The organism is Microbacterium sediminis (assembly GCF_004564075.1).
Classification (GTDB): Bacteria; Actinomycetota; Actinomycetes; order Actinomycetales; family Microbacteriaceae; genus Microbacterium; species Microbacterium sediminis.
Genome location: NZ_CP038256.1, coordinates 1,269,938 through 1,285,899 on the forward strand (window position 1 = coordinate 1,269,938; position 15,962 = coordinate 1,285,899).

The following is a 15,962-nucleotide window of genomic DNA, read 5'->3' on the forward strand; positions in this document are numbered from 1 at the left end:
TCTCTCCTCCGTGTCGGCGGCATCCGTACGCGGCGACCGTACGCACGCCGATGGGCATCGATCGAGAGGGTTGACCTCGCCCCGACGCGCGCGTACACAGGGCTGACGACATCAGGGCCGGCGGCGGCTCACACGGGGCAGTGCAGCAGCCCGTCGCGCTCGACGTGGTCGGCCTTGTACTCGCCGCAGCGCGAGCACGGGGTGCCCTTGCCCTCGCCGAGCTGCGGCGGACCCGCGAGGCGGATGAGGGTGGCGTTGAACCAGTTGTAGAACCCGCCCGCGTCGCGGATCTGTTCTCGGAGGGGGATCTTTCTGGGCATGATCATTAGTGTACTAACTAAAGGCCATAGGATGGGCGCGTGAACGATACCCGCGACGATCTGCTCACGCTCGAGAACCAGCTGTGCTTCGCCCTCGTGACGGCGGCGCGCAACGTGGTGTCGGTCTACCGGCCGATCCTCGAACCGCTCGGCCTCACGCACCCGCAGTACCTCGTGATGCTCGCGCTGTGGGAGCGATCGCCGCGCTCGCTGCGGGAGCTGGCCGACGCCCTCGCGCTCGAGCCGGCCACGGCCTCTCCGCTCGTCAAGCGCCTCGAGGTGCAGGGCCTGGTGCGCCGCGAGCGCCGCGCGGCCGACGAGCGCCGCCTCGACATCGGGCTCACCGAGGCCGGCGCCGCGCTGCGGGAGCGTGCGCTCGAGGTGCCGGGCCAGGTGATGGCCGCCACGGGCCTGAGCGTGGATCAGATCGCGTCGCTGCGCGATGCGCTGCGGCAGTTCGCGGGTGGTCGCCCCGCGGACTGAGCGACGTCGGGCGCATCCCCAGGCGGCTCCGGATCCGATGTCGGAGGCCCCGCCTAGACTTGAACGGTGCCTATCGTCCCCGTGAAAAACGCCGGAAAGATCAGTGTGCGCGGCGCCCGCGTGCACAATCTGAAGAACGTCGACCTCGAGATCCCTCGTGACTCCATGGTCGTGTTCACGGGGCTGTCCGGCTCCGGCAAGTCGAGCCTCGCGTTCGACACGATCTTCGCCGAGGGGCAGCGCCGATACGTCGAGTCGCTGAGCGCGTACGCGCGCCAGTTCCTCGGCCAGGTCGATCGCCCCGACGTCGACGTGATCGAGGGCCTGAGCCCGGCGGTGTCGATCGACCAGAAGTCGACGAACCGCAACCCGCGCTCGACGGTGGGCACGATCACCGAGATCTACGACTACATGCGCCTGCTGTGGGCGCGCATCGGCGTGCCGCACTGTCCCGAGTGCGGCGAGAAGATCCAGCGCCAGACGGTGCAGCAGATCGCCGATCAGCTCGTCGCGCTGCCCGAGGGCACGCGCTACCAGATCGTCGCCCCGGTGGTCACGCAGAAGAAGGGCGAGTTCGTCGACCTCTTCAAGGAGCTCGCGGCGAAGGGCTACGCCCGCGCCGTGGTCGACGGCGAGCTCGTGCAGCTGGCCGAGCCGCCCGCGCTCAAGAAGTCCTACAAGCACGACATCGCGGTGGTCGTCGACCGCCTCGTGGCGCGCGGTGACATCCTCCAACGCGTGACCGACTCGGTCGAGACGGCGCTGGGCCTCGCCGGCGGCGTGCTCCAGGTCAACTTCGTCGACGAGGAGGGCGAGGCCGCCTGGCAGTCGTACTCGGAGAAGCTCGCCTGCCCCAACGGGCACACGCTGCAGCTCACCGAGATCGAGCCGCGCACCTTCTCGTTCAACGCACCGTTCGGCGCCTGCCCGTCCTGCTCCGGCCTCGGCACGCGCATGTCGGTCGACGTCGACCTCATGCTCGGCGACGAGGAGCTCTCCATCCGCGAGGGCGTCATCGTGCCGTGGACCACCCAGGGCAAGGGCCTCTTCCAGTACTACGAGCGCCTGCTCGAGGGCCTCTCGCGCGATCTGTCGTTCTCGCTCGACACCCCGTGGCGCGCGCTTCCCGACGTGGTGCGCGAGGCGGTGCTGTACGGCGAGGACTACAAGGTCGACGTCAAGTTCAAGAACCGCTGGGGCCGCGAGGTCCGCTACGCGAGCGGCTTCGAGGGCGTCGTGCCGTACATCGAGCGCCAGTACAACCAGGCCGAGAGCGACAATCAGCGCGCGCGCTGGGGCGAGTACCTCCGCGAGGTGCCGTGCCCGGTGTGCAACGGCGCTCGCCTCAAGCCCGAGGTGCTCGCGGTGAAGGTCGACGGGCGATCGATCGCCGAGGCCGCCGATCTCAGCCTCGAGGACACCCTCGACGTCGTGAACCAGATCACCCTCACCGAGCGCGAGGCGATGATCGCCGCGCAGGTGCTGCGCGAGATCCGGGTGCGCCTGGAGTTCCTCATCCGCGTCGGCCTGAACTACCTCACGCTCAGCCGCGCCGCCGGCTCGCTCTCGGGCGGCGAGGCGCAGCGCATCCGCCTGGCCACGCAGATCGGCACCGGCCTCACGGGCGTGCTCTACGTGCTCGACGAGCCGTCGATCGGCCTGCACCAGCGCGACAACCGCCGGCTCATCGAGACCCTCGAGACGCTGCGCGACCTCGGCAACACGCTCGTCGTCGTCGAGCACGACGAGGAGACGATCGAGGCGGCCGACTGGGTGGTCGACATCGGACCGCGCGCCGGCGAGGGCGGGGGAGAGGTCATCCACTCCGGGCCCTACGACGAGCTGCTCCGCGAGACGAGGTCGCTCACCTCCGACTACCTCTCGGGCCGTCGCGAGATCGAGACGCCGAAGAAGCGCCGCAAGATCGACAAGAAGCGGATGCTCTCCGTGGTCGGCGCCCGCGAGAACAACCTCCGCGGCGTGACCGCCGACTTCCCGCTGGGCGTGTTCACGGCGGTCACCGGCGTGAGCGGATCGGGCAAGTCCACCCTCGTGAACGACATCCTGTACCAGGTGCTCGCCTCCCGCCTCAATGGCGCCCGCACGGTCCCCGGCAAGCACACCCGGGTGACGGGGCTCGAGCACCTCGACAAGGTCGTGCACGTGGACCAGGCACCGATCGGCCGCACCCCGCGCTCCAACCCGGCCACCTACACGGGCGTGTTCGACAAGATCCGCAACCTGTTCGCCGAGACGCCCGAGGCGAAGGTCCGCGGCTATCAGGCCGGCCGGTTCAGCTTCAACGTCAAGGGCGGCCGCTGCGAGGCGTGCTCCGGTGACGGCACGCTGAAGATCGAGATGAACTTCCTGCCGGACGTGTACGTCGACTGCGAGGTGTGCCACGGCAAGCGGTACAACCGCGACACCCTGCAGGTGCACTACAAGGGCAAGAACATCGCCGAGGTCCTCGAGATGTCGATCTCGGAGGCCGCGGAGTTCTTCGAGCCGATCCAGTCGATCCACCGCTACATGAAGACGCTTGTCGACGTGGGCCTCGGCTACGTGCGCCTCGGCCAGGCGGCCACGACCCTCTCGGGCGGCGAGGCGCAGCGCGTCAAGCTCGCCACCGAGCTGCAGAAGCGCTCCAACGGTCGCAGCATCTACGTGCTCGACGAGCCGACCACGGGCCTGCACTTCGAGGACGTCCGCAAGCTCCTCGAGGTGCTGAACGGGCTCGTCGAGAAGGGCAACACCGTCATCGTCATCGAGCACAACCTCGACGTGATCAAGTCGGCCGACTGGATCATCGACCTCGGTCCCGAAGGCGGCTCGGGCGGCGGCCAGATCGTCGCGACGGGCACCCCGGAGCAGGTCGCCCGCGTCGAGGGCAGCCACACGGGCGCGTTCCTGGCCGAGACGCTCGGCATCACCCCGCGCGCCCGGAGCCAGAAGGTCGCGTAGCGGCATGGCGGATCAGCTTCCGTACAAGCCGAAGCAGGGGGAGATTCCGACCGATCCGGGGGTGTACCGCTTCCGCGACGCCCACGGCCGGGTGCTCTACGTGGGCAAGGCCAAGAACCTCCGCCAGCGCCTGTCGAACTACTTCGCGCCGCTGCACACGCTGCACGAGCGCACCCGCCGCATGGTGACGACCGCCGCGTCGGTGGAGTGGACGGTCGTGCCCACCGACGTGGACTCGCTGCAGCTCGAGTACCAGTGGATCAAGGAGTTCGATCCGCCCTTCAACGTGCGCTACAAGGACGACAAGTCCTACCCGTTCATGGCGATCACCCTCGCCGACGAGGCGCCGCGCGTGATGGTCACCCGCAACCACCGCATCCGCGGGGCGAAGTACTTCGGGCCGTACCCCAAGGTGTGGGCGGTGCACGACACGATCGACCTCATGATCCGCGTCTTCCCGATCCGCACCTGCAGCGACTCCTCGTACAAGCGGGCGATGCAGACCGGTCGGCCGTGCTTTCCGGGGCAGATCGGTAAGTGCGGCGGTCCGTGCTCGATGCGGGTGTCGATCGAGGAGCACCGCGCGATCGTCGACGACTTCATCGCGTTCATGCAGGGCGGCGACGAGCGCTTCACGCGCGAACTCACCGCCAAGATGAAGGCCGCCGCCGCGGCGATGGACTACGAGGCCGCCGCGGTCTACCGCGACAAGCTCGCCTCCATCGAGGCCGTGCTCAACAAGAGCGCGCTGGTGCTGCCCGAGAAGGCCGACGCCGACCTCTTCGGCATCGCCGAGGACGAGCTCAGCGCCGCGGTGCAGCACTTCGTGATCCGCGGCGGGCGCGTGCGGGGCGTGAGCTCGGCGACGATCGACAAGGAGCTCGACATCTCGGGCGGCGACCTCGTCGGCCAGATCCTCGAGCGCCAGTACGGCGACGCCGCGCCGATCGACATCCCGCGCCGCGTGCTCGTGCCCGCCCTCCCCGGAGACGCGGAGGAGCTCGAGCAGTGGCTGCGCGACAAGCGCGGCAAGGCCGTCGAGCTGGCCGTCGCCCACCGCGGCCAGCGGGCGGAGCTGATGCGCACGGCCACCCTGAACGCGCAGCAGGCGCTGATGCGCCACAAGACCCGCCGCACGAGCGACTACGTCGCCCGCACCCAGGCGCTGACCGACCTGCAGGAGGCGCTCGGCCTCGAGGAGGCGCCGCTGCGGATCGAGTGCTTCGACATCTCGCATCTGCAGGGCACCAATGTGGTCGGCTCGATGGTCGTGTTCGAGGACGGCCTGCCGCGCAAGGACCAGTACCGCTCGTTCTCGATCGCCGAGACGACCGACGACACCGATTCGATCCACCAGGTGCTCAGCCGCCGGCTCGCGCACCTCGATCGGGTCGAGGACGAGCCGGAGGCCGTCGTCGTCGATCCCACCGCGGACGGCATCGTGCAGACGGAGCCCACCAAGCGGCGCCGCTTCGCGTACCCGCCGCAGCTGCTCATCGTCGACGGCGGCAAGCCGCAGGTCGATGCCGCCGCCCGCGCGCTGCGCGAGACCGGGCACGACGACATCCCGCTCGTGGGCATCGCCAAGCGCCTCGAGGAGATCTGGCTGCCCGACGACGACTTCCCGGTGATCCTGCCGCGCACGAGCGAGGCGCTGTACCTCGTCCAGCGCCTGCGCGACGAGGCCCACCGGTTCGCGATCACCCATCAGCGCAAGCGGCGCAAGCGCGACATCCGCACCGTCCTCAGCGAGATCCCCGGGCTCGGCGAGGCGCGGATCAAGGCGCTGCTGCGGCACTTCGGATCGGTGACCGCCCTGCGGGGCGCCACGGCCGAGCAGATCCAGGAGCTGCCGGGCATCGGTCCCAAGCTCGCCGACACCATCCGCGCCACGCTCGCGGCGGGTGAGGACGCGCGGGCGGAACCCCATAGGCTGGAGGCGTGACTGAGGGCGTCGAGGAGACCGGCACCGGCGAGGTGCTGATCGTCACCGGCATGTCCGGCGCCGGCCGCTCGACCGTGGCGAACGCGCTCGAGGACCTCGACTGGTACGTCGTCGACAACCTCCCGCCCCAGATGCTCCGGCCGCTGCTGGACCTCAGCGGGCGCCTGGGCAGCGAGCTGCCGCGCGTGGCCGCGGTGGTCGACGTGCGCGGCCGAGACCTGTTCCGCGAGCTTCCCGACCGCATGCGCGAGCTGCGCGACCGCAGCGACCTGCGCGTGGTGTTCCTCGACGCGAGCGACGAGGTGCTCGTGCGGCGCTTCGAGCAGGTGCGCCGGCCGCACCCGCTGCAGGGCAACGGCACGCTCCTGGACGGCATCCGGCGCGAGCGCCAGGCGCTGTCGCCGATGCGCGAGAACGCCGACATCGTCATCGACACCTCGTCGAGCAACATCCACCAGCTCGCCACCCGCGTGGCCGACCTGTTCTCCGCGGCGGGCGCGGCCCGTCACACGGTCACGGTGATGAGCTTCGGCTTCAAGTACGGCCTGCCGCCCGACGTCGATCTCGTCGCCGACATGCGCTTCCTGCCCAACCCGTACTGGGACGACGCGCTGCGCGGCCTCACGGGCGAGGACGACGCCGTGCGCGACTACGTCATGGCGCAGGAGGGGGCGGCCGAGTTCCTCGACGCCTACGCCGCCGCGCTGCGGCCGGTGCTGCAGGGCTACCAGCGCGAGAACAAGCGTCATTCCACCGTCGGGGTGGGCTGCACGGGCGGTCGGCACCGCTCCGTGGCCATGGCGCGCGCCCTGGCCGAGCGGCTCTCGAACGAGCCCGGCGTGGCGGTACAGGTGCGCCATCGCGACCTCGGCCGCGAGTGATCGCCCGCACCCCCATGCCTAGCGCACGAGGCTGAACAACTCCCTCGGTCGCGGCGCCCCTCGGCGGGTAGGCTGGGGGATCCCGTGGCGCTGGTTCGCGCGTCCGGAGGCCGGCGCAGGATGTCTTCCGCGCGGCTCGTAGTTGTCGAAGGAGTCCCGTGTCACTGACCGCCGATGTCAAAGCAGAGCTGATCGCCGTTCGCGACCCCCGCCCCTCCGTGCGGATCGCCGAGTCGACGGCCCTGCTGCGCTTCGCCGGCGGCCTGCACTCGATCGCGGGCCGCGTGGCCGTCGAGGCCGAGGTGGATTCCCCGATCGCCGCCAAGCGCATCGCCCGCGACATCGCCGAGATCTACGGCGTGCGCCCGGAGATCGCCCACGTGCAGGCCTCGGGCAGCCGCGACGGCGACTTCTTCGCCGTGCGCGTGATCGACGGCGGCGAGACCCTCGCCCGCCAGACCGGTCTGCTCGACGCCCGCCGCCGCCCCGTGCGCGGCCTGCCCAACAAGCTCACCACCGGCACCCGCCACGACCTCGCCGCCGTGTGGCGCGGGGCGTTCATCGCGACCGGCACGCTGTCGGAGCCGGGCCGCTCGGCCGCGCTCGAGATCACGTGCCCGTCGGGCGAGGCCGCGATGGCGCTCGTGGGCGCCGCCCACCGCATCGGCATCGCCTCGAAGGCGCGCGAGGTGCGCGGGGTGCCGCGCGTGGTGGTCCGCGAGCCCGACGCCATCAAGGGCATGCTCGTGGCGATGGGCGCGGTCGGCACCGCCTCGGAGTGGGACCAGCTGCGCCAGCGCCGCGAGGTGCGCGCCGGCGTGAACCGGCTCGTGAACTTCGACGACGCCAACCTGCGCCGCTCGGCCCAGGCGGCCGTGGCCGCGTGCGCCCGCGTGGAGCGCGCGCTCGAGATCCTCGGCGACGACGTGCCCGAGCACCTGCGCGAGGCCGGCAACCTGCGCCTCACGCACCGCGACGCGAGCCTCGACGAGCTGGGCCAGCACGCCGACCCGCCGCTGACCAAGGACGCCGTCGCCGGCCGCATCCGCCGCCTCCTGGCGATGGCCGACAAGCGCGCCGAGCAGGACGGCATCCCCGGCACCGAGGCCGCCGTCGCGGCCGCCGAGGCCGCCGAGGCCGCGCGCACGGCGTAGCACGCCGACGCGTCCGTCGACACCCCGCGCCGGGCCCCTCCGCCGCCGCTAGGCTGAGAGACATCCGCCCGGTTCCAGGGCGGAGGATCGACGAGCGCCGCCCGCGCGGCGCGGATGGGAAGAATCGACGATGGCTGTTTACACCCTCCCCGAACTGACCTACGACTACGGTGCGCTCGACCCGCACATCAGCGGCCAGATCATGGAGCTGCACCACTCGAAGCACCACGCGACCTACGTCGCCGGCGCCAACACCGCGCTCGAGCAGCTCGCCGAGGCCCGCGAGACCGGCAACTTCGCGAACATCAACAAGCTCGAGAAGGACCTCGCCTTCAACCTCGGCGGCCACACCAACCACTCGATCTTCTGGACCAACCTCACCCCCGAGGGCCAGGAGCGTCCGGAGGGCGACATCGCCGCCGCGATCGACGAGTACTTCGGCTCGTTCGAGGGCTTCCAGGGTCAGTTCGCCGCCGCGGCCCTCGGCATTCAGGGCTCCGGCTGGGCCGGCGTGTTCTGGGACTCGATCGGGCAGCGCCTGATCATCCAGCAGTTCTTCGACCAGCAGTCGCAGTTCGCCGCCGGCACCGTGCCGGTGCTGCTCCTGGACATGTGGGAGCACGCGTTCTACCTCGACTACAAGAACGTCAAGGCCGACTACGTCAAGGCGTTCTGGAACATCGTGAACTGGCAGAACGTGCAGGAGCGCTTCCTCACCGCTCGCGAGAAGACTTCGGGGCTGCTGGTAGCCTCCTGAAGTAGCGGGGGTGGTCCGCCGGTGTGCGTGATCGGCGGGCCACCACACCTCCCGTCCATACCGCGCCGAGAGGCGCAGAGAACAAACAATCAGGAGACGTCAGTGTCCGCCAGGATCGGAATCAACGGATTCGGCCGTATCGGCCGCAACTACCTTCGCGCGGCTCTCGCGCAGGGCAGCGACCTCGAAATCGTCGCGGTGAACGACCTCACCGACAACAAGACCCTTGCCCACCTTCTCAAGTACGACTCGATCCTCGGCGTGCTGAACGAGGAGGTCACCTACGACGAGACCTCGATCACGGTCGGCGGCCGCAAGATCGTCGCGCTCGAGGAGCGCGACCCCGCCGCGCTGCCGTGGGGCGACCTCGGCGTCGACATCGTCATCGAGTCGACCGGCCGCTTCACCAACGCGGACGACGCGCGCAAGCACATCGAGGGCGGCGCCAAGAAGGTGCTCATCTCGGCCCCCGCCAAGGGCGAGGACGCCACGTTCGTGATCGGTGTGAACGAGGACACCTACGACCCCGAGAACCACCACATCATCTCGAACGCGTCGTGCACCACGAACTGCCTCGCGCCGCTGGCGAAGGTCTTCAACGACACGTTCGGCATCGAGCGCGGTCTGATGACCACGGTCCACGCCTACACGGCCGACCAGAACCTGCAGGACGGCCCGCACAAGGACCTGCGTCGCGCCCGCGCCGCGGCCCTGAACATCGTGCCGACCTCGACCGGTGCCGCCAAGGCCATCGGCCTGGTGCTGCCGGAGCTGAAGGGCAAGCTCGACGGCTTCGCGCTGCGCGTGCCCGTGCCGACCGGCTCGATCACCGACCTCACGGTCGAGACCACGCGCGAGCTGAGCCTCGACGAGATCAAGGCCGCGTACAAGGCCGCCGCCGAGGGTCCGCTCAAGGGCATCCTCAAGTACACCGAGGACGAGATCGTCTCGAGCGACATCGTCACCGACCCGCACTCGTCGATCTTCGACTCGGGCCTGCTGCGCGTCATGGGCAACCAGGTCAAGCTGTCGGCCTGGTACGACAACGAGTGGGGCTACTCGAACCGCCTCGTCGACCTCACCAAGATCGTCGCCGACAAGCTCTGAGCCCTCGCGACTCGCACCGCCGGTCGTCTCCCTCGGGAGGCGGCCGGCGGTTCGTTTCTGTGGGTCCGCTTCGAGCGGCGGGCGCCCCGCACGGCGTGGTATCCACGGGGCTCGCGCGGCGGTAGCGTTTCCCTGTGGCTCTTCGAACACTCGAATCACTCGGAAATCTGTCCGGCAAGCGGGTCATCGTCCGCTGCGACCTCAACGTCCCGCTGAAGGACGGCGTGATCGGCGACGACGGTCGCATCCGCGCCTCGCTGCCGACGCTGCGGGCGCTCATCGACCAGGGCGCGCGCGTCATCGTCGTGTCGCACCTCGGCCGCCCCAAGGGCGAGCCCGACCCGCAGTACAGCCTGGCCCCCGTTGCGGAGCGCCTGGCGGAGCTGCTGGGGCGTCCCGTGATGTTCGCGCACGACACCGTCGGCGCCTCGGCCCAGGACACCGTCGCGGGCCTGCACAACGGCGACGTGGCGCTGCTGGAGAACCTGCGCTTCAACGCGGGCGAGACCGCGAAGGACGACGCCGAGCGGCTCGCGTTCGCGCGCGACCTGGCCGTGCTGGCCGACGCGGTCGTCTCCGACGGCTTCGGCGCCGTGCACCGCAAGCACGCCAGCGTCTACGACCTCGAGGGCCTGCTGCCCAGCGCCGCCGGCCTGCTCATCGCCGCCGAGCTCGACGTGCTGGACCGCCTCACCGAGAAGCCGGAGCGCCCGTATACGGTCGTCCTGGGCGGCTCGAAGGTGTCCGACAAGCTCGGCGTGATCGATCACCTCCTGCCGCGCGTGGACCGCCTGCTCATCGGCGGCGGCATGCTCTTCACGTTCCTCGCCGCGCAGGGCCACAAGGTGGGCGCATCGCTGCTCGAGGCCGATCAGATCGACACCGTCAAGGGCTACATCGCCACGGCCGCCGAGAAGGGCGTCGAGCTGGTGCTGCCGACCGACGTGGTCGTCGCAGCCTCGTTCGCCGCCGACGCCGACCACGAGGTCGCCGCGGCCGACGCGATCGAGGGCACCGAGTTCGGTCCCTCGGGCGTGGGCCTCGACATCGGCCCCGACACCGCCGCGGCCTTCGCCGAGGCGATCGCGGGCTCGAAGACGGTGTTCTGGAACGGCCCGATGGGCGTGTTCGAGTTCCCGGCCTTCGCCGCGGGCACCCGCGCGGTGGCGCAGGCGCTCACGAAGGTCGACGGCCTCAGCGTGGTCGGCGGCGGCGACTCGGCCGCGGCCGTGCGCACGCTCGGTTTCGCCGACGATCAGTTCGGTCACATCTCGACGGGCGGAGGCGCCAGCCTCGAGTTCCTCGAAGGCAAGAAGCTCCCCGGTCTGGAGGCACTCGGATGGTCGTGAAGGGTCGCACGGCGCTGATCGCCGGCAACTGGAAGATGAACCTCGACCACCTGCAGGCGGTCGCGTTCGTGCAGAAGCTCCACTGGGCGCTGAAGGACGTCAAGCACGACTTCGACTCGGTCGACGTGACGGTGTTCCCGCCGTTCACCGACCTGCGCAGCGTGCAGACGCTGCTCGACGCCGACAAGATCCCGTTCGGGCTCGGCGCGCAGGACCTCTCGGTGCACGACTCGGGCGCCTACACGGGCGAGGTCTCGGGGGCGTTCCTCAAGAAGCTCGACGTGAGCTCGGTGATCATCGGGCACTCCGAGCGCCGCGAGTACCACGCGGAGGGCGACGATGTCGTGGCCGCGAAGGTGCAGGCGGCCCTGCGCAACGGCCTCGTGCCGGTGATCTGCGTGGGCGAGACGAGCGAGGACCTCGAGAAGTTCGGCGCCTCCGCCGTGCCCGTCGGGCAGCTGGAGAAGGCGCTCGAGGGCGTGCCGGCGGGCGCGGAGATCGTCGTGGCCTATGAGCCGGTCTGGGCGATCGGCTCGGGCCAGGCCGCGACCCCCGAGCAGGCCCAGGAGGTCTGCCAGAAGCTGCGCGGCGTCGTCATCGACAAGCTGGGCGAGGCCGTCGGCGCCACCACCCGGGTGCTCTACGGCGGCTCGGTGAAGTCCTCGAACATCGCGAGCTTCCTGCGCGAACCCGACGTCGACGGCGCCCTCGTGGGCGGCGCGAGCCTCAAGGTCGACGAGTTCGCGTCGATCATCCGCTACCAGAAGCACGTCGGCGTCTGAATCCCGCGCCGCGGCGTCCGGCGGCAGCACCGCCGCCGGACGCCGCGGTATGCTGGGTCCTCGTGCGGAGACTTCTCCCGCGCCACACGAAAGGCCTTCACGTGGTTGTCATCGAGTTCATCCTGCAGGTCCTGCTGGGCCTGACGAGCCTCATTCTGACGTTCTTCATCCTGCTGCACCGCGGACGGGGCGGCGGGCTGTCCGACATGTTCGGCGGGGGAATGTCGCAGGCGGTCGGGTCGTCAGGCGTGGCGGAGCGGAACCTCAACATCATCACCGTCATCGTCGCGCTGGTGTGGTTCCTGTCGATCGTCGGCCTCGGGCTGATCACGAAGTTCCAGGTGATCTGACGTGGCGGTCGGAGGAAACGCGATCCGCGGCACCCGCGTCGGATCGGGTCCGATGGGCGAGCAGGACCACGGCTACCACGCCGACCGCATCGCGGTGAGCTACTGGGACGCCCTCGGCAACGAGACCGTCCGCTACTTCGCGGCCGGCCTGCCCGAGGACGAGATCCCCGAGATCATCGATCACCCGCACTCGGGCCTGCCGGCCGGGCGCGACAAGGACAACCCGCCGCAGCTCGCCAAGAACGAGCCGTACAAGACGCACCTGGCCTACGTGAAGGAGCGTCGCACCGACGCCGAGGCCGAGGAGCTCCTCGACGAGGCGCTCCAGAAGCTCCGCGAGCGCCGCGGCCTCTGAGCCAGGGTTTTCGGCGGCGGTCTCGACTCGCTGCGCTCGCTCGACCCGTCTCCGCTCGCTTCGCTCGGTCGACGAGCCCGCGGGGGCAGGGCGCGTGGTCCGCTGCAAGCCTCACGGCTCGTCGACCGGAGGCGCGAAGCGCCGCAGTGGAGACGGGTTGAGCGGAGCGCCGCAGGCGCGGAGTCGAAACCTCTGGGGCCGCGCCCGACCTCAGTAATCGGGGTCGATGAGGTCCTCGGGGACCTCGGCCGCGGCGTCGTCGTCGACGAAGATCACCGTGCGGGCGGTGCCGTGGGCGCCGGCCGCGGGCACGCTGAGGTAGCTCGCTCCGGCCAGCACAAGGCCGAGCGCCGGGGCCTTGTCGCCGCCGGCGACGACCATCCACACGCGCACCGACGAGTTGATCACCGGGCGCGTGAACGTGATCCGCTCGGGCGGCGGCTTGGGGGAGTCGCGCACCGCGAGCACGGCGCGATCCGAGATCCGCACCTCGCCGCGATCGGGGAACAGCGACGCGATGTGCCCGTCCGGCCCGACGCCCAGGAAGCAGATGTCGAACTGCGGCCACGGGCGCTGGTCGGTGCCGTAGCGCGCCAGCTCGGCGGCGTACGCGTCGGCCGCCTCATCGAGCGTGACGCCCTCGCCGGCGGCGGCGGGCTCGTGGATGTTTTCGGCGGGGATCTCCAGCCGGTCGAGCATCGCCTGCCGCGCCTGGAGCGCGTTGCGCTCGGCGTCGTCGCGCGGCACGAAGCGCTCGTCGCTCCACCAGAAGTGCGTGCGGCTCCAGTCGACCATGCCGACCCCGGGGTGCGCGGCGGCGCGCTCCAGCACCGCGGCGCCCATCGATCCGCCGGTCAGCGAGATGTGCACGGCCTGCTGCGACTGCGTCAGCTGCACGAGCTTCCCGACGAAGCGCGTCGCGACCGCGTCGGCGAGCGACGGCTTGTCCGGCTCGACGACGCACCGGGTGGCGGCAGGATCGATGCTCACGCGGACTCCCTCCGATCGTTGGCCGCCGTCACGCGGCCTCCGATGACACCGGGGGAGCGAGGCGCTCCCAGCCATCGGTGAGAACACGACCATACAGGCGATCGGCATCGAGGCGCCGCAGCTCCTCGGCGAGGCACTCGCGCAGCGAGCGGCGCGGCAGCAGCAGCTCGTGGTCCGGCTGACCCGGCTGCGTGAGCCGGGCCACCGAGGCGTCCAGCCGCTCGAGCAGGATGTCGCCGCTGGGCCGGCTCAGCCGCACGGAGTGGATGCCGTGATCCCACACCGCCGGGTCCTCGTAGCGCCAGGTCACGGGCAGCTCGAGCGCCATGCCCAGCCACGCCGCCAGCAGCGCGGTGGAGGGCGACGTCGACGCGCCCCGGACCTCGACGGCCGTGACCGGCTCGTACGGGGGCTGGTCGAGCACGGCCGCGAGCTGCTCGCGCCACCGCGTCAGGCGGGTCCAGGCGAGGTCGGTGTCGCCGGGCATGTACGTGCGCTCGAGCGCCGTGAGGCGATCGCGCGTGTACGGCGCGGTCGAGGTGTCGGTGATGCGGCGCTGCGCGATCCGGCCCAGCGGGTCGGTGCCGGGCTGCACGGGCGGATCCTCGGGCCACCAGGCGACGACCGGGGCGTCGGGCAGCAGCAGGCCGGTGATGAGCCCGTCCGTCCCGCGCGCGGTCTCGCCCGAGGCGTGCAGCACGACGACCTCGCTCGCGCCGGCGTCGCCCCCGACGCGGATCTGCGCGTCCAGGCGTGTGGGGCCATCGGGGGTCGTCACCAGCACGATCACGCGCATCGGGTGCTCGCGCGAGGCGTCGTTGGCGGCGTCGATCGCCTCCTCGCGCGGGGTGCTGTCGCACGCGATCACGAGGGTGAGCACGCGGCCGAGGGCCACGGCGCCGCCCTCCTCGCGCACGGTGACGAGCTTCTTGGCCACCTGGCTCACGGTAGTGTCGGGCAGGTCGTAGATCACGGACGCCTCCAAACGCGGCCGTCGCGGGCCATCATCTCGTCGGCCGACGCGGGACCCCACGTGCCCGGCTGGTACTGCTCGAGCGGCTCGTCGAGCGCGGCCCAGTAGCGCTCCACGGGGTCGAGGATCCGCCAGGACAGCTCGACCTCCTCGTGGCGCGGGAACAGCGGCGGGTCGCCGAGCAGCACATCGAGGATGAGCCGCTCGTACGCCTCCGGGCTCGCCTCGGTGAAGGCGTGGCCGTAGCCGAAGTCCATCGTGACGTCGCGCACGTGCGAGCCGGTGCCGGGCACCTTGGACCCGAAGCGGATCGTCACGCCCTCGTCCGGCTGGACGCGGATGACGAGCGCGTTCTGCCCGAGCTCGTCGGCCTGCGCGCGGGCGAACAGGTGCTCGGGCGCGCGCTTGAACACGACCGCGATCTCGGTCACGCGGCGACCGAGCCGCTTGCCGGTGCGCAGGTAGAACGGCACGTCGGCCCAGCGCCGGGTGCCGATCTCGAGCTTGATCGCCGCATAGGTCTCGGAGCGGGACTGCGGGTTCATGCCGTCCTCTTCGAGGAAGCCGCACACGTGCTCGCCGCCCTGCCAGCCGCCGGCGTACTGGCCGCGCGCCGTGGCGAGGGAGAGGTCCTCGGGCAGGCGCACCGCCGCGAGCACCTTCTCCTTCTCGGCGCGCAGGTGCTCGGCCGAGAGGCTGATCGGCTCCTCCATCGCCGTGAGCGCGAGCAGCTGCAGCAGGTGGTTCTGGATGACGTCGCGCGCCGCGCCGACGCCGTCGTAGTACCCGGCACGCCCGCCCACGCCGATGTCCTCGGCCATGGTGATCTGCACGTGATCGATGTGGTTGCGGTTCCAGATCGGCTCGAACAGCTCGTTGGCGAAGCGCAGGGCCAGGATGTTCTGGACCGTCTCCTTGCCGAGGTAGTGGTCGATCCGGAAGATCGAGTCGGCCGGGAACGCCGACTCGAGCGCGTCATTGAGCGCGCGGGCCGACGCGAGGTCGTGCCCGAACGGCTTCTCGATGACGACGCGCTGCCAGCGGTTCGGATCGGACTTCTCGTCGACGAGCCCCGAGCGCAGCAGCTGCTGCGCGACGGTGGGGAACGACTTCGGCGGGATCGACAGGTAGAACGCGTGGTTGCCCATCGTGCCGCGCTCCGCGTCGAGCTGCTCGACGGTGGCGCGCAGGCGCTCGAACGCCGCGTCGTCGTCGAACTCGCCCTGCACGAAGCGGATGCCGGCCGCCAGCTGCTGCCACGTCTCCTCGCGGAAGTCGGTGCGCGAGTACTGCTTGACGGCGTCGTGCACGACCTCGGCGAAGTCCTCGTCGGCCCAGTCGCGGCGGGCGAAGCCCACCAGCGCGAAGCCGGGGGGCAGCAGGCCGCGGTTGGCGAGGTCGTAGACCGCGGGCATGAGCTTCTTGCGCGACAGGTCGCCCGTCACGCCGAAGATCACGAGCGCGCTCGGGAGCGCGATGCGGTTCAGGCGGAGATCATCCGGGTCGCGCAGCGGGTTCGCGCCGCGCGAGATGTTCACGGTCATCGTCCTCCGGG

General features: G+C 70.7%; 15 protein-coding genes. 11 read left to right on the forward strand and 4 right to left on the reverse strand.

Features of this window, described 5'->3' with window-relative positions:
- Positions 1 to 128: 128 nt before the first annotated feature.
- Positions 129 to 320 (reverse strand): hypothetical protein, encoded by a 192-nt coding sequence (locus E3O41_RS06010; protein ID WP_083990830.1) that lies wholly within the window; start codon positions 318 to 320, stop codon positions 129 to 131.
- A 39-nt stretch (positions 321 to 359) separates the two neighbouring features.
- Here E3O41_RS06010 and E3O41_RS06015 point away from each other — a divergent pair, with 39 nt between their 5' ends.
- From E3O41_RS06015 to E3O41_RS06065, 11 genes are all read left to right on the forward strand, one after another.
- Positions 360 to 803: a MarR family winged helix-turn-helix transcriptional regulator gene (locus tag E3O41_RS06015; RefSeq protein ID WP_067022917.1), complete on the forward strand. Its 444-nt coding sequence runs from the start codon at positions 360 to 362 to the stop codon at positions 801 to 803.
- A gap of 66 nt (positions 804 to 869) precedes the next feature.
- On the forward strand, positions 870 to 3,764 hold the full coding sequence (uvrA, locus tag E3O41_RS06020) for an excinuclease ABC subunit UvrA (RefSeq protein ID WP_067022920.1): 2,895 nt from the start codon (positions 870 to 872) through the stop codon (positions 3,762 to 3,764).
- 4 nt (positions 3,765 to 3,768) lie between these two features.
- Positions 3,769 to 5,709: an excinuclease ABC subunit UvrC gene (gene uvrC, locus E3O41_RS06025; RefSeq protein WP_067022924.1), complete on the forward strand. Its 1,941-nt coding sequence runs from the start codon at positions 3,769 to 3,771 to the stop codon at positions 5,707 to 5,709.
- Between the two features lie 50 nt (positions 5,710 to 5,759).
- Positions 5,760 to 6,590, forward strand: a complete 831-nt coding sequence (rapZ, locus tag E3O41_RS06030) for an RNase adapter RapZ (protein ID WP_067024191.1) — start codon at positions 5,760 to 5,762, stop codon at positions 6,588 to 6,590.
- Between the two features lie 158 nt (positions 6,591 to 6,748).
- The gene (gene whiA / locus E3O41_RS06035) at positions 6,749 to 7,744 is read left to right on the forward strand and encodes a DNA-binding protein WhiA (protein ID WP_135012168.1); all 996 of its coding nucleotides are present in this window, start codon (positions 6,749 to 6,751) and stop codon (positions 7,742 to 7,744) included.
- 130 nt (positions 7,745 to 7,874) lie between these two features.
- Positions 7,875 to 8,501, forward strand: coding sequence for a superoxide dismutase (locus E3O41_RS06040; RefSeq protein WP_067022936.1), 627 nt, complete (start codon positions 7,875 to 7,877; stop codon positions 8,499 to 8,501).
- Between the two features lie 102 nt (positions 8,502 to 8,603).
- Positions 8,604 to 9,608: a type I glyceraldehyde-3-phosphate dehydrogenase gene (gene gap / locus E3O41_RS06045; protein ID WP_067022938.1), complete on the forward strand. Its 1,005-nt coding sequence runs from the start codon at positions 8,604 to 8,606 to the stop codon at positions 9,606 to 9,608.
- A gap of 134 nt (positions 9,609 to 9,742) precedes the next feature.
- Complete coding sequence (locus tag E3O41_RS06050) at positions 9,743 to 10,957, forward strand: phosphoglycerate kinase (protein WP_067022941.1); 1,215 nt, start codon at positions 9,743 to 9,745, stop codon at positions 10,955 to 10,957.
- Positions 10,948 to 11,739, forward strand: coding sequence for a triose-phosphate isomerase (gene tpiA / locus E3O41_RS06055; protein ID WP_067022945.1), 792 nt, complete (start codon positions 10,948 to 10,950; stop codon positions 11,737 to 11,739). The genes E3O41_RS06050 and tpiA overlap by 10 nt, the downstream gene beginning before the upstream one ends.
- A gap of 101 nt (positions 11,740 to 11,840) precedes the next feature.
- Positions 11,841 to 12,089 (forward strand): preprotein translocase subunit SecG, encoded by a 249-nt coding sequence (secG, locus tag E3O41_RS06060; RefSeq protein ID WP_067022948.1) that lies wholly within the window; start codon positions 11,841 to 11,843, stop codon positions 12,087 to 12,089.
- 1 nt (position 12,090) lies between these two features.
- Positions 12,091 to 12,444: an RNA polymerase-binding protein RbpA gene (locus E3O41_RS06065; protein ID WP_067022949.1), complete on the forward strand. Its 354-nt coding sequence runs from the start codon at positions 12,091 to 12,093 to the stop codon at positions 12,442 to 12,444.
- A 210-nt stretch (positions 12,445 to 12,654) separates the two neighbouring features.
- On the opposite strand, the gene pgl is transcribed toward E3O41_RS06065, so the two are convergent.
- The 3 genes from pgl to zwf are packed head-to-tail and all read right to left on the reverse strand — an operon-like array spanning position 12,655 to position 15,951.
- Positions 12,655 to 13,434, reverse strand: a complete 780-nt coding sequence (pgl, locus tag E3O41_RS06070) for a 6-phosphogluconolactonase (RefSeq protein WP_067022951.1) — start codon at positions 13,432 to 13,434, stop codon at positions 12,655 to 12,657.
- Between the two features lie 28 nt (positions 13,435 to 13,462).
- Positions 13,463 to 14,407 (reverse strand): glucose-6-phosphate dehydrogenase assembly protein OpcA, encoded by a 945-nt coding sequence (locus E3O41_RS06075; protein ID WP_067022954.1) that lies wholly within the window; start codon positions 14,405 to 14,407, stop codon positions 13,463 to 13,465.
- Positions 14,404 to 15,951 (reverse strand): glucose-6-phosphate dehydrogenase, encoded by a 1,548-nt coding sequence (gene zwf, locus E3O41_RS06080; RefSeq protein WP_067022956.1) that lies wholly within the window; start codon positions 15,949 to 15,951, stop codon positions 14,404 to 14,406. Before zwf ends, E3O41_RS06075 begins: the two co-directional genes overlap by 4 nt.
- Between the last annotated feature and the right edge of the window lie 11 nt (positions 15,952 to 15,962).